This window comes from Rubritalea squalenifaciens DSM 18772 (assembly GCF_900141815.1).
GTDB classification, from domain to species: domain Bacteria; phylum Verrucomicrobiota; class Verrucomicrobiia; order Verrucomicrobiales; family Akkermansiaceae; genus Rubritalea; species Rubritalea squalenifaciens.
The window spans coordinates 156,318-171,008 of the sequence record NZ_FQYR01000003.1; the positions used below are offsets into that span (position 1 = coordinate 156,318).

Sequence of the window (14,691 nt, forward strand, 5' to 3'; positions counted from 1 at the left end):
CTTTGTTGGAATGATGGGAGAGAAAAATTGGGGGCTGGGTTTTTATTGGTAGAGGGTGTTGCCTGATGAGAGGCAGAGATGTGGAGGCTGAAATCTAGCGTCTGCGTCTGAGGATCAATGCTAGGCCTGATAGACCAAGTAGAGCGGTTGAGCTAGGCTCAGGTACAGCGGTAAGGCCACCATTCATCGCGATCAAGTGACCGCTATCCAGGCTGGCTTTGTCTGTGCGGAAGTGCAGGTTGGTGCCTTCTGTGCCAGCGTCAGCCGCGTCCCAGTAGCCATACAGTCTGTAAGTGACATTTCCGGTGAGGTTGGACTGATTGATGTCGAAAGTGATGACTCCCAAGTCGCCGGAGCTCGTGCCCTGTTGTATAGTCCCGAGGGTGGATGCGAAACCATCTACACTTGAGCGCAGCTCGAGTTTGAGGGTGTCAGCTGTATTCAGGTTCGCCGTAGCGATTTCCAGATTGGTGACATCCATAAGGAAGCCTCCGGCTACAGTGACACTCCATTCGAAGTATTCGCTCTCTGTCTCAGAAACGGCTTGGGTAGTTGTCGTGGTAGCAAAACCTTCGTATTTCATGGCGACAGTGTTTCCGGGGCCACCACCTGGGCCGGCTACGAGACCATCGCTCATATCGATGCTGCCGCCGCTTAGACTGGCATCCAGATAAGTCGCTGCCCAAGGATCATCTCCTGCGGTAGCTGTGTTGTTATCCCAGCCGACCAGTACTGCGGCTTGGCTTGTGCAGAGTAGACATGCAATGGTGCCGGACACCACGCCAAGGGATTTGAGTTTAGTGTTTATCATGTTTTCTTACGTTTTGATCGAGACTTTGGTCTAAGAGTGATTGGAAGACCTCAGTACTTTCATCCTAAGTCTGCTGGCTACACTGGATAATACGTTAACGTGCATAATTGTGTGAATTATCGTGTACTTTGAGCTGGGCGTGCTTATGCTTACAACATGTCTCGAAAGAATGTCCTTCTATCGCTGCTGTGGTATCACCCCAAGATTCACGAGGGGGTGGCGCACTATGCTGGTGAGCAGCATTGGAACCTTCACTTTCAGCGGGTCTCAGCAGGTGGGCATATCCCTGCTTCATGGACAGGAGATGGGGTGATTACAGGAGGGCAGTTGGTGGATGATGTCATCCAGAACATTCCGCGGTTGAAAGGGAAGGTGGTACAGTTGGGGCATGCCTCAAATGAGGATATGAAAGTGCCCAGTGTCTCAGATGATCATGAGGGGGTAGTGGATGCCGCGATTGACTATTTCCTGGAGAATGGATTTCGCACATTTGCGAGTTTCAGTCCCTTGGCAGACAGTGAGTCGGTGAGGATGAGACATTTTAGGAAGCGAATATCCGAGCTAGGTCATGATAGCATCTGCTTGGTTTGCGAGTACGAAGACTGGAGAGAGAGGCATGATTGGCTGGTAGAGGGGGTGAGGGGATTACCCAGCTCAACCGCTGTATTCTGCCAGAACGATGAATATGCCTCAGAAGTTCTTCAGGCAGCTATGGATGGCGGGGTGCCAGTGCCTAGTCAGATCTCTGTGATGGGAGTGCGGAATGATGCACTCATCTGTGAATACCTGAGGCCCAAACTCAGTAGTGTGGATAATAATCTCTTCGGAGTCGGCTACAAAGCCGCATCTTTGTTAGATCAGTTGATGAATGGGGAAGAGGTGAGTTGCGAACCTCATGTCATTAAACCTTTGGGGGTGGTGGAGCGGGAGAGTACCTCGATGTCTGTGGCTGAGCAGAAAGACCCGGCCTATCACCGTGCTATGCTTGAACTTAAGGCGAACTACCTGGATCAAAACTTTAGCTGCAATGCCTTGGCGGATTTGGCAGGAATGAGTCTGAGGAATCTCTATAAAGTGTTTGAGCGGCATGCGGTGGCTAGCCCGGCCACAGAGATCCAGTTGATGAGATTACGTGAGGCCAAGCGTTTGTTAGAAAAAGGAGGCCTGACGATGGAAATCGTGGCCGAACGCTCAGGCTTTGGCAGTGCACGAGCCCTCTATAAAGTCTTTCGCCAGCATGAGGGGATGTCTCCAGGGGAATATCGGAAAAGGCTGAAGCTTTGAGAAACCCAGTCTTAGGACTTGAGTATTTCTTCGAAGTCGGAGTTCAGTAGATCAAAGAGGTTGCCGTCAGGATCGGCAATGGTGACTTGCCTGCCGCCCCATGGCTCATCCCGGACTTCTCCGCTGAACTTCACTCCCTGGGATTTGAGTTCAGCATGCAATTGGTCCACATCATCGACATAGATTTGAAGACCAGTATGAGCGCGGTTGAATGGCTTCGTCCATTCGTAAACATGGATGCCGAATCCGGAGCAGTCGAAGTGAGCGAACCTCGAAAAGTCATCCTTCCCTTCCTTTACAAGAGGAAGCCCAAGTAGATCACGGTAGAATCTGAGCGAGACTTCAAAATCAGATGCCGGGAATGCGATGAAAGCAGCTTTCTGTAGTTTCATGAGGAAGGTGTATCAGGTCAGGTTAAACTGGGCTAATGGAATACACTCCAAGGTATCGTTGTTCAATTCAAGAAATCTGATGGAGGTAATAAGAAAGGACTCTTGAGGAAAAGGGGTGCTATCAATGGAGTGCAGTGCTTCCTGCGACCAAGGGCTCCCAATGGTGCAATGAGGCTTGTAAGGAAATTCAATCGGGAAAAGGGAGTCGTGGACTCCTTGGATTTTTCATGCAGTGTGTCGAACATGAGCCGGCACCTTGGTTCAAGGTAGGCGAGGGTCGTATTGGGGAACACCTGCCACTCTTTGAAGCTCACAGATAGCGGGTTTTTCTTAAACGCGTCAGTTAAGCCCCCCCCTGTACTCTATGTCCTGTCGCACATGGTCGATCTAGTCGGTATTGATGAGTTAATTTGCAGGAGATTTTATAGGAGTCATTTTACTCAAACTAGAATATCTATGAAGAAAGCCATACTACAGCGATGAGTACCCCCGATGGGGCCTTTGTTGATCCCTTTAGTTTATCACTCCGCATAGTCGACTGAAGCTTCAACGCTGAAGAAGCGAGGAGTGGATTGGAGTGGGAAGGTTAGGCTCACCCGTTGGTAGCCATCGCCGAGGTCTTCGGTGGTGGTGTTGGTGGGGAGTTCACCGAGTTCGGTGGGTGTTTGCCAGGTGCTGAGCTCGGTGGAGGTGACGGGGGTAACGCTGATGCCAGTGCCAGTGGCGATGGGTTCGATGTAGCTGAAGGCGAAGTTGTCGCTCTCTTTCGAGCCTGCGGGCAGACGGCTGCGGTCGATGTTGGCGTTGTTAGGATCGCCGAGGCCGAAGGCGTAGTAGAGGATGTTTTTTATCCCATTGTTCGACCAATCGAGGAAGTCATCGGAGCCGTCGACAGCCATTCCGTAAGTGCTGCGGAATTCATCGAGGGCGGGTTCTTCACGGTTGGTGACGGTGATGAGGAAGGTCTCGATGATACTGGAGCTGTTGTCGGTGATGCGAATGGCAATCTCGTAGATGTTGTCGCCATCGCTGTCGGTTGGGGCCTCAAAATCTGGTGCGTAACGGAAGCTTAGGACGCCGGTGGTGTAGTTGACCGTGAAGAGCGAGCTATCGGCACCACCGGCGCCAGTGTAGAAGACGCGACTGCCTTCGGGGTCGCTGGCGGTGATGGTGCCGACGGTGGTCAGACCTTCCTCAATGCTGGTGCTGCTGAGCTGGATGTCGGTGGGGCTTTCGTTCTCGTCGAGGACAGTGATGGTGAAGTTTTTCTGTATACGCGTTTCGGAGTTTTCGACAAGGATGGCTATCTCATAGGCCCCATCACGATTGGAGTCGTGCGGATTCTCGAAATCCGGTGCGTTCCGAAAGCTGAGGACACCAGTGTTGCTGTCTAGAGTGAATAGGTCATTGTCGGCTGTGTAGAAGATTGAATACCTGAGTCCTCCGCCAGATGGATCCTCTGCACTGACGGTGCCGATGGCAGTGGTGTTCTCGAGAACCTGATTGTAGCTGAGCGTGACGTTCCGTGGGGCCTCCAGCTGGTTGTAGACTTCGATGGTATAGCGCTCGAAGACGTGGCCTTCGTCGCCTGTGATGCGGATGGTGATCTCGTAGTGGTTGTCGCCATCGCTATCGGCGGGAGATTCGAAATCTGGTGCTGAGATGAAGGAGAGGGCACCAGATTCTTCATCGAGTGTGAATAGGGAGCGGTCGTCGCCGCCTGCAAGTGTGAAGCGGGGTGTGCCGCCTGCTGGATCAGTGGCGGTGATGGTGCCAATGGCGGTTTTTCCCTCGGCGACGTAGTCTTTGCTCAGTTCAATGTCCGTAGGACCTTCGGAGCGATCCACCACAGTGATGGCGAAGAGAGCTGAGGTGGTGTTTTCGCCATCGGAGACTGAAAGAGTCACTAGATAGATGTTGTCGGTATCGGCGTCGCTCGGGTTTTCAAAATCCGCAGCGGTGATGAAACTGAGCGCGCCAGATGAGGGATCAATGGCGAACCGGGCGGAGTCGCTCCCAGGGGTAATGCTAAAGGTGAGGCCGAAACTTTCTGGATCGGTGGCGCTGAGCGTGCCGATGGAGGTTTCATTCTCGGCGATGCTTTGATTGCTGAGGGCGAGGTTGACGGGGGCTTCGTCAACATTGGTAACAGCGATGCCGGAGCTGCGGGTGGTGGTGCCGTCCGTATTGGTGACTGCGACGACTACTTCGTAAGTGTTGTCGGCATCCGCTCCGCCGACATCCCTTGGATCTTCGAAATCTGGGGCCTGAAGGAAGCTTAGAGCGCCGGTGGCGGGGTCGATCAGGAACAAGGCATTGTCCTCGCTGCCCTCGGGGAGCGAGTAGGTGAGCGTGCCGCCCAGCGGATCATTGGCGATGACCGTTGTGGCGGTGGTGGTATTCTCGGCGATGGAAGCGGTGAAATCCCTGATGAAAGGAAGATCTGGGACGTTGAGGATGGTGATGGTGAAAATGCGGGCCTCGGAGGCTCCGTAGTCTGGGAGGTTCTCGTCGTCGATGCCGATGACGGTTACCTTTGCCGTGCCGTGGGCATCGTCCCTGGTCTCAAAGGTGAGCTGACCGCTGGCATCGATCCATGGTTGGATCTCGAAGAGGTCGTTGTTGTCGTTGGTGACGTCGTAGCGGACGAAGGATTGGCCTTGGTCATGCGTGTTGAAGTTGGTGGCGAAGTTGTGAATGCGGGACTTCCCGGAGTCTTCGTAGGCTGTTTGGTTGCCCGCGATCCTGAAGGTGGGTTTGGTCGGCGCGAGCAGGGTGATGGTCTGGCCGACGATGACGGAGCTGCCGAACTGGTCGGTGGCGCCGTAGGAGGCTCCGTAGCTGCCAGGGATGCCGCTGAGCATCTGGGTGTTGTAGCCGGGCGTGACCGTCACCGAATTTCCATAAACATCGGTGGCCGAGAATTCTGGCAGGGCCGCGCTGAAGTCGGCGAGATATTGCGAGTAGGCAATCTCGACCGTGGTGCTCGGGCTGAGGGTGATCACGGGGGCGGCCAGTGAGGTGTTTTCCGAGCCGGGGAAGCGCTTGCTAGTCATGAGGATGAAGCCCTGCTGGTTGTCGCCGTTGCGGGTGAAGAGGGCGCGCACGATCGCGCGTGAGTCGACGTAGCTGCCGCCGCCTCCGCCTCCGGCCAGGCTGCTGTTGCCGGTGTGACTGCCCGCGCCGCCGCCGGAGTATCCTCCTCCTCCGCCACCACCGGAGCCGTAGATGCCATTGCCGTCGTAGCGGTAGCCGGCCCCTCCGCCTCCGCAGCCGTGGCCACCGTCGGAACCAGTCTCGATGGGAGCGCCGCCGAAGCCCCCTATGGGGTTCTCAACATCGTTACGGCCGGCATTTCCTTCGACTGTGCCGGTGATGCCATTCAGCCAACCACCACCGCCTCCCGCGCCGTCGCTCACTCTGGTGGCGGAGTTGACGTAGCTGCCGCCGGAGGTGCCGTTGTCGCCGCCATTGAGTGAGGAATCATCGCCAGAGATCTCGAGGTTAGCATTGCCCCCGTCCTTGCCGAAATTGGATGAGGCGCCGACTTTTGTGACCGCTGCCGCACCGCCGCCACCTCCGGCGATGATGAGTGGCTCCCATTGTGCATTTTCCAATGGAGCGCGGTAGAAGACGCCGCTGCCGCCGCCCCCGCCCCCGGCAGCGATCTCGGATTTGTTCTGAGTTTCGCCCTTGCTGCCGGGGATGAAGCGCAGCTGCCCTCCTGGCCTTAGGGCTCCTTCGTCTGCGGGGTCGATGTTGAAGCTCACCTGGAAATGTGCCCCGCCACCGCCAGCGCCTGATTTGTCCGGTGTGTCGTTGTTGGTGGCCTTGGCGCGGCCGCCGTCGGCCCCTTGGACGGTGAGGGTGATGCGATCAGGCCAGTCGGTGATGGGGATGTTGTAGGTCTCCACGACTCCCTCGGTGCGCGAACCTGCCCCGGTCACGGCCACATTGCTCGGTAGGTCGTCCTGGGAGCTATCGAAGGGAAAGGCGGAGGCAGCGGTTGCGGTCAGCAGCAGGGTGAGAAGTGAGCGGAGTTCCATATTGCCGTTTTAGTCAGTGGAGTGTTAAGAAACCGTTAAGATTGGGAAAATTCTTTAAATTTGCCTTTTTGTACTCGTCTTAAGAAAAGATTAATCTTCATCTTGCTAGGGTGTTGGGCATGCTGCTGGAGAAGACCATGAAAGTGCTAGTTATTGAAGATGATGCAGATGTGCGCCAAAGTTTGGTGCAAACCTTGGAGGAGGAACTATTCGTCGTCGATGCAGCGGTGGATGGAGCAGAGGGGCTCTATCGGGCGAGTGAGTGGCAATACGATGTGATCGTGCTGGATGTCATGTTGCCTGAGTTGGATGGCTGGAAAGTGATCGAACGCCTGCGTGTAAAGGGGATATTAACGCCTGTGCTAATGTTGACAGCGCTGGGCGAGATCAATCATCGTATCCGCGGGCTGGACAGCGGGGCGGATGATTTCCTAAGTAAGCCCTTTGATGAGCGCGAGCTGGTGGCGCGGCTGTATGCGCTTCACCGGCGGGCGACGGGGCGAGCGGCGCATTGCATCGAGCTGGGCCAAATAGTAGTAAATACGGTGGACCAGACGGTTTCCCTGCGGGGCGAGCAAATATCTCTGACAGCTTCGCAATATCGGATTGTGGCGCATTTGGCCACGCGGGCTGGGCAAGTCATTTCGCGTGAAGAGCTTGCGGAAGCGATCATCAGCGAGGATAATGACCGGCTTTCGAACGTGATAGACGTGCAGATTCATCATATCCGGCGCAAGCTGGGCAAGGATTTCATCGTGAGCCGACGTGGGCTCGGCTACGTCATACCTGTGGAGTAAGTGTTCATGAAATTGACTTTAAAAGCGAGCATCCAGGTCTGGCACGGACTGATTTTGTTCTTGGTATTGCTGGCGCTGGGGCTGGGATTTTATTTTTATGAGAAGGATCACCGGTTGACCCAGTTGGACACGCAGATTGACCAATTCGCGCCGATGATTGTCGGGGCCAAGCTGCACGAGGAGCGCTTGCACGAAAGGCGGGGTCCGCGCGGGAGAGTCGGTCGGGAAGGAGGGCCGCCGCCGGCAGCGGAGGAACCGCTTGATGAGCACGGGGAGGTAGATGGCTGGGTGCGGCGCGAGAGCTTATCCGGTTCGCCGGTGACCGAGCTGGATGGGCCGCAGGCGACTGCACGAGGATTTGAAATCTTCGAGGAGGTGCTGGTACCGCAGGGTTACTACTATAGAGTGGCGAATTATCGAAATCCGGAGGACGTGCAGGAGTCGTCGAACTTTCCAGCAGTGGGTTTCCCGGAGGGTCTGGGGGTCGGGTATTTTGTGCGGTTTCGGGAGGTGGATGTGAATGAGTTTCGCGAGCTGTATCATGGGACCTCACGGTTCCGAGTGTTGATCGGGCGTGATATGGAAGGGTTTTATAAGGGTTTGAATTTACTTAGGTTGCAGATAGTTGGAGGGGTTGTTGGTGTGTTTTTACTTGGGACGGGTGTGGGCTGGCTGATGGTCTCACGCTGCCTGAGTCCGCTACGGGAGATCGAACGAGCCTCCTCTGAAATAGCCGACGGCAAGCTCGGAGTCAGAATTTCGCCGATGGCGATGGGTAGAGTCTCGGAGTTGGGTGAGCTGGCGGAGAATCTGAACGAAACCTTCGGTAAGCTCGAGGGGGCATTTCAGCGGCAGATCCGCTTCACGGCGGATGCTTCTCACGAGCTGCGAACTCCTCTAACATCGCTAATGGCGCAGCTAGCTTTGGGGTTGAAGCGTGAGCGCAGCGTGAAGGAATATGACCAGATTCTAACGATCAGTCAGCGTTCAGGTAGGCGAATTCAACGCATCACCGAGCAGCTGATCGAGCTCACGCTTTATGATTCCGGTGCGGTAGATCTGGATTATGAGATTGTCGAGCTGCGAACCCTCCTGACGGCACTACAAGAGGAGCTAACGCCCTACGTGTTAGAGCAAGAGTGCACACTTAAGGTCCAACTTGGGGGGGGCGATATCGAATGTGATCCCTTCCGCTTGGAGCAGGTGGTGACGAACCTGATCAATAATGCGATCCAGCACAATGGGGGAGGGATTGCCATCCTATTGCGGTGTGAGGTAAGGGAGCAAGAAGCGATCATCGAGGTGAGCGACAACGGCAAAGGAATTCAGCCGGGTAATCTGGATCGTTTGTTCGACCGTTTTTTCCAAGAGAGCAGTTCCCGCAGCAATGAAGACGGGCGGCAAAATGTGGGGCTAGGGCTCTCGGTTAGCCAAGCCATTGTGCAAGCACACGGCGGCAGCTTTGAAGTGTGTAGTAAGCCTAGTGTGGAGACGGTATTTCGGGTGATATTACCGGTGGAAAGGATTTTAGGTCGGTGTCGTTCGTAAATTGCTGATAATCAATAGGTGTTATTTTCTGGTGACTTCGATTTTGATCGTGAAGAAGCGAGGAGTGGATTGGAGTGGGAAGATTAGGGTGTGGCGTTGGTAGCCGTCGCCGAGGTCTTCGGTGGTGGTGTTGGTGGGGAGTTCACCGAGTTCGGTGGGTGTCTGCCATTGGTCTAGGTTGGCGGAGACGACAGGGGTGATGGTGACGCCGGATGCGCTGTTGGTAGGTTCGAGGTAGGTGAAGACGAAACTATCAGCATCTTGTTCTCCGCTAGGCAGGCGGGAGCGGTCGATACTGGCGTTGTTCGGGTCACCGAGTCCGAAGGCGAAGTAGAGGATGTTTGCGATACCATTGTTGGACCAATCGAGGAAGTCGTCGGAGCCGTCTGGGTTGAGGCCGTATCTGGCTCGGAATCCGTCTAGGTCATCGGTGAAGTCTATGGTAAGGGTGATGCTGGTTGCAGTTTCCGTGACTTCCCATTCCAGCCAGCTGTTAGGGAGTGCGGGTAGATTGATGGTGTAGCCGTTGTCGGTGAGAGTGTTGGCGGAGAGGATGGTGAAGGATTCGCCGCCGCTGGGGGAGTAGTCATCTAGGTAGGTGACGTCGATGGTTCCGGCGAGGCTGGCGTTTCCTGAAATATCGAGGAAATCGTATTCGGATCCTTGGGTGGTGCCGGCGAGTTCGATTTCGAGAGTTCCGGCGGCAAGTTGGGTGTAGTCGCCGGTGATGGTGGTGTGGGCGGGGGAGTTACCAGGGGAGAAGGTGCCGGAGGTGTTGGTGAGATTACCACTGATTGCCGCAACCTCCAGTGTAGCTCCAGTGAGCAGATTGAAGGTGTCGTCGTTGCCGATCTGGAGGGTTCCGGCGATGCTCATCGTGGCCTGATTCTGGAGGGTGGCGGTATTGAGACCGGCATTGTTGAGGTCGAAGTTTCCGCCGATGTGGACGCTTGTGTCGGCGTCCTCGGCAAGCATGGTGCAGCCATTGCCCACTTCGAGCAATCCAGCAGTGCTGAAGTGTGCGCCCTGACGCACCTTTAGGCTGGAACCGGCGGCGGTGGCGGTGCTGCCTACTTCCACATCTCCGGCAAACTGGCTGGTGCTGCCAGCCCCTGTTACCGTGTAGTGACCGATTCCGCGTTCGCCGATTCTCACGTTGTTTGTGTTGAGCTCCTGGAAGAGATGGGTGGCTCCGTTCTGGACGGTCACACTGCCCGATCCACCTTCCTCCAGAGCGATTCTCAATTGGCTGAAGTTGTCGTAATGCGTGAAGGTTGTGGCTGCGCCGTCAATGATCATGGTGGCAGTTCCTTGTTCACCTACCCACACGCGTTCGATCGCCACTGTGGAGCCATTTCTGACCGTCATGGTGCCGCTGGCGGTATCATCGTTACCTATGTAAAGCCGGGCAATGTCACCGTTTTCTGTGACCCACGTGCTGTTGTCCAGGGTCAGGCTTCCGATGCCGTAGTCTCCGACGGAAATTGATCCGGGGCAGTCGAGGGCGCTTCCGTTTGTTAGGGTAACAAATCCTTCTCCATCTTGCGTGGCACTCCCGTCTCCGACATCCATGCCTGTAACCCCGAGGGTGGAAGCGTCGACGTTGATTCGACCAACTGATTCATCGTCGCCTAGCACTAGGAAGCCCATGTCTATTGAGCTGCCGGAGAACAGGTCGATGGTGGCCTGGCCTGAGCCGTCGCCGACAAACATGCTCTTGCCGCCAGAGAGTTTCGCTCCGTTTTGCAGGGTCATGGCAACGGTGCCTGTTTGGTCGGCGAAATCAATGTATTCGTGGGTGATCCATTGCGCGCCGTTGTCCAGGCTGACATTAGCATTGCCATTCTCCCCTAGTCGCGCGCCTAGGCGAGTGGTGAGGACGGTGCCGCTTCCATCGAGAATGATATTTCCCGTCTCGCCCGCATTCCATCCGGCGAGAAGCTGGCCGTTGAAATCCGTGCTGACCGGCTCGCCGTCGCCCGCCAGTGTCAGAAAGCTGCCTTCGCCAGACGTGTCAGACACGAGATTGTAACCGCCGAAAGTGATGGTGCTTGTGTCGCCATTGCCGATGCGCACGACACTCTTGAGGTCAGTGATCCAGCTGCCGTGATCTCCGAGCCGTGCGTTGCCAGTGATATCCAGGGAACTTGGGTTCTGAGAGCTGGATGAGGTCAGGTTCAGAACTCCGGACTCATCGCTTGCAAGATTGTTGCCGACAATGAGGTCCCCGGCGATGCTGACCTGGGCACCGTCTAATAAGTTTGCCTTGCCATTGCTCAGGTGTCCCACCGTTAGGTCACTGCCCGTTTGAAAGGATCCGCCGACGATATTCATGTGACCAAAGTCACCGGCTGAAGTTGACCCGCTATGGCCCAAGGTGACTTCTTCTGTAAGCATCACGTTTGAATGTGTGCAATTGACTGTTCCCTGACCATTTAAGCCAATCAATAGGTTCGATCCTGTGATTTGGCTGTTGGTCGCGCTGAACGCGCCATTCGACCCTCCAACCCTGATAGGGCCAGCATCGAGGCTGGCATCCTGCATGGCGAAGACTCCAGAGCTCCCAGAGAAGTAAGAGACACGCAGCAAATCGATATCCAAGGTATCACCTGCGGCCATGCTCAGGTATCCATCACCATTAAACCCTACATAGAGGTTTCGGAGCGAGCCGTTGGCTCCGGTCCAAGTACCCGTGGAACCGCTGGAGTTTGCTAAATACATATGTCCAATACTGGTGCGCAGGGCCAGTTCGGCATTGCCTTCCATCGTTAAGGTGCCATGCCCTTGGTCACCGATGTAGATAGTCTCGCTAGCTGTGAGGGTAGAGCCGTCGCCCATTGAAATAGTTCCGTATTCCCCTTCATAGTAGCCAACAAATAAGCGTGTTCTGCTGCTGTCTAGATCCAGATCGGCACCCCCTTGAAGTGTGAGGACTCCACCGTCATTAGTGCTATTCGAAAGAATCATCCAGTTTTTCCTGCTGTCTCTATCGCTCAAGAAATCGGCGTCTCCGACACCGATGAAAGCTCCATCATAATATGAATTTCCATGATCGAAGTATTGGATGTCGAGGATCCCCGTGCCTCGGGCAGAAGACTCATCCCCAAGGGTGATGTTGTCAGATAGAAGGCGTGGTGTGGTCGTGGTTCCGAGCCTCCCACCAATTTCGATCACTCCGTAACCGCCATCGCCTGAGCCTAGGTAGAGATCTCCGGTGCGAAAGATCGTGCTTTGGTTCAAGACCAGCTTGCCGTTGCCAGTTTCGCCGATGGTCATGCTTTGGGAGCTGTGGTCGATGGTGCTTCCCGTGTATTCCATGATGGCATTGCCTGTGCTATCGGCGGATTCCAGCAGCCAGGGTGCGGTGTTTTCGTAGTCCCAGTTTCCACCGGTGAGGTGGATAGAGCCGTCGTTGAAGACCAGGCTGCCGCCACCCGCGCTGGTGGAGAGACTGGGGGTGGTGAGGCTTCCGCCGTCGATGGTGATCCGGGCCGAGTTGGCGGCGATCACTCCGGTTGTGGCCGTGAAGGTTCCGCCGTTCAGAGCAAGTTTTCCTCCATTATCGACGGTGGCAGTAGTGCCGACTTTTACGGTGCCCCCGGACTGGGTGAATGTACCGGAGTTGTTCAGGCTGTTGGTTTCGAAGTTCCCGCTAGTGAGATCGAAATCAGCCCCACTGTTGAAGGTGGATGTTGTGGTTGTGGTGAGAGTTCCTCCCTGCTGGTCGATCCGGCCGGAGCTGGTCAGGCTGTTTGTCGTGAAGTTTCCGTTGCCGAGACCGAAGACCGTGGCTCCTCCGAAGGAGGATGCGGTGGAGACAGTGAATGTCCCGCCGCTTTGAGCCATGTTGCCGGTGGCGGAAAGGCTTTTTGTGGTGAAAGAACCGTCTCTCAGGTCGAAGTTGGAGTGTCCTGTTAGAGTAGAAATGCCGTTCGCGGAGAAGCTGCCACCGGACTGGTCGTAAATGCCGGAGCTAGTGAAGTCGGTCGTGTTGAATACACCACCATCCAGGTCGAAGCTTCCGTTCTGGTGGACGACTGTTCCGTTCGTGATGGTCGTTGTACCCGAACTCTGCGTAAAGGAGCCGTTTCCACCGCCTGCTGCGGAAGATCCAGCGATTGCAAAATTCGCAGCATTGAGCGTGCCGTTAGAGAGTGTCAGAGTGCCGGTCGATCCTGGATTCCGCGCGACTTCCAGTTTGTTGGCCACGCTGAGGCTGGAGCCGCTGCCCGTGACCGTCAGCGTGCCTCCTCCGTTGAAGCCGACGAACAGGTTGTCACCCACTGTCGCCGGGCTAGCGTTGACCTGCCAGGTGCCATGACCCGTGCTGACATGCCCCATATAGACCTCATCGGTGACGTTCAGCGTCGCGCCAGCGCTTTGGTTGATCCATCCCGTGCCAGCTCCGAAAAGGAGATCGTCGAGCACAGCGATTCCGGTTCCTGCGCCGAGGTTCAGTGTTCCCGTCGACCCGCTGTTGTGGCCGACCCGCAGATCGGTCCCGACCGATCCGGTGGCGTTGTTACTGAAGGTCAGTGTACCTTCGCCGTCCAGACCGAGGTTGATGACACTGGTTGTGGACAGGCTGCTATCCGCCCCATCCACCAGCAAGGTTCCGATTCCTGAACTATCGTCGCCGAGGGTAAGATAGGAACCGGTACTGAGAGAACTCCCACCTTTCACTTCCATCTCGCCAGTCCCCGGGCCTCCCAAAATTATTGAGCCAGAAGTAAACTCGCTGTCATTGTTTAGGTAAACGCGTGTTGTCCCGTCTTTCTCGTTCCCCAGCAGGGATTGGCCAGACACCGTGACGTTTCCGGGTGAACTTTGGCCGATGCTCAGAACTTGTGCCGGGCCTCTCGCACCCATTTCGAGCTTGGCGATATCGATGGGAAGAAACACTTGCGTTGAGCTGCTATGGAATAGGAATGAAGCAGTGTCGTTAGGTCCCGGTCTCTGATTGTTCACCCAGTTGAATGGCAGACTCCACGTATTGTTGGTCCCACCGCCGCCACTCCAAATCGCCGTCGCAGCCTGAGCACTGATCGGACTGGTGAGAGTTAGCAAAATGAATGTTTTATAAAGTCTCGGTTTCAAGTTTAGTAATGGCGGGTGAGGTTATGGGGGCAACTTGAGTTCTCATTCGGCGTTCGGAGCCGAGGGCGGTGGGGGGTGTCAGTTTGTTAGCGCCTGCGGCGAAAGATGAGAGTGAGGCTGGCGAGACCGATGAGGGTGGTGGATGTGGGTTCCGGGACCGAGGTGGTCTGGATGAGTTGGAAGGCAAAGGAGCCATTCGGTTCGATCCTCCAATTTTCAAGATTTACTTCGTCGGGTTCAACGGCGTAGTTGCCAGAGGAAGATGAGAATGCCCAGAAGGCATTGCTGCCGTCACCAGTTTGGCCAATTGCATTTTCGTGAATTTGGAGCCAGTAATTCCCAGCGTTTAGGTCGACAGATCCTGTATCGATGTCCACCTGCAGATAGTTTCTTCCGGAGTTGAATTCGATGCCTGAGTCGGAAGAGGTGGGGGCATTGTCGGCCCCTGAGTGGAGGATGGATCCTGGCAGTCCGGTGTCGTCTGTCCAGATTGCCCAGCCGAGGTCACCGGAGAACCCACCGTCGGAGATATCGCCAATCCAGACGCGAATGGTGTTGAAGCTTAACGCTTGGTTGAGGGTGAAGTAATCAGCATGTGCAACACCGGCGATGTTTCCATAGAAATTGTTGGGAGTGCCGTTGTTATAAACAATGGCTGCAGGTGCGATGCTGGTGAGGGCGAGAGCCAAGGTGGCTGTTAGGATGCTGTGTTTCAT

The 14,691-nt window shown here is 55.5% G+C and carries 8 protein-coding genes; 3 read left to right on the forward strand and 5 right to left on the reverse strand.

Annotated features, from left to right (window positions below; translation table 11 throughout):
• Window positions 1–94: 94 nt before the first annotated feature.
• Window positions 95–811 carry a PEP-CTERM sorting domain-containing protein gene (locus tag BUB27_RS06085; RefSeq protein ID WP_143158685.1) on the reverse strand — a complete coding sequence of 239 codons (717 nt, stop codon included), beginning with the start codon at window positions 809–811 and terminating at the stop codon, window positions 95–97.
• A 156-nt stretch (window positions 812–967) separates the two neighbouring features.
• On the opposite strand from BUB27_RS06085, the gene BUB27_RS06090 reads away from it, so the two are divergent.
• The gene (locus tag BUB27_RS06090) at window positions 968–2,095 is read left to right on the forward strand and encodes an AraC family transcriptional regulator (protein WP_143158686.1); all 1,128 of its coding nucleotides are present in this window, start codon (window positions 968–970) and stop codon (window positions 2,093–2,095) included.
• A gap of 11 nt (window positions 2,096–2,106) precedes the next feature.
• On the opposite strand, the gene BUB27_RS06095 is transcribed toward BUB27_RS06090, so the two are convergent.
• A complete protein-coding gene (locus BUB27_RS06095) occupies window positions 2,107–2,487 on the reverse strand; it encodes a VOC family protein (RefSeq protein WP_143158687.1) in 381 nt (126 codons plus the stop codon).
• Window positions 2,488–3,008: 521 nt separating this feature from the next.
• Complete coding sequence (locus BUB27_RS18885; protein ID WP_159434827.1) at window positions 3,009–6,533, reverse strand: cadherin repeat domain-containing protein; 3,525 nt, start codon at window positions 6,531–6,533, stop codon at window positions 3,009–3,011.
• Window positions 6,534–6,652: 119 nt separating this feature from the next.
• On the opposite strand from BUB27_RS18885, the gene BUB27_RS06105 reads away from it, so the two are divergent.
• Together BUB27_RS06105 and BUB27_RS06110 are read left to right on the forward strand one after the other, a co-directional pair.
• The gene (locus BUB27_RS06105; protein WP_200797078.1) at window positions 6,653–7,330 is read left to right on the forward strand and encodes a response regulator transcription factor; all 678 of its coding nucleotides are present in this window, start codon (window positions 6,653–6,655) and stop codon (window positions 7,328–7,330) included.
• A gap of 6 nt (window positions 7,331–7,336) precedes the next feature.
• Window positions 7,337–8,878, forward strand: coding sequence for an ATP-binding protein (locus BUB27_RS06110; protein WP_143158688.1), 1,542 nt, complete (start codon window positions 7,337–7,339; stop codon window positions 8,876–8,878).
• Window positions 8,879–8,899: 21 nt separating this feature from the next.
• Here the strand turns inward: BUB27_RS06110 and BUB27_RS06115 are convergent, their stop codons facing one another.
• Window positions 8,900–13,975, reverse strand: coding sequence for a beta strand repeat-containing protein (locus BUB27_RS06115; RefSeq protein ID WP_143158689.1), 5,076 nt, complete (start codon window positions 13,973–13,975; stop codon window positions 8,900–8,902).
• Between the two features lie 86 nt (window positions 13,976–14,061).
• Window positions 14,062–14,691 carry a PEP-CTERM sorting domain-containing protein gene (locus tag BUB27_RS06120; protein WP_143158690.1) on the reverse strand — a complete coding sequence of 210 codons (630 nt, stop codon included), beginning with the start codon at window positions 14,689–14,691 and terminating at the stop codon, window positions 14,062–14,064.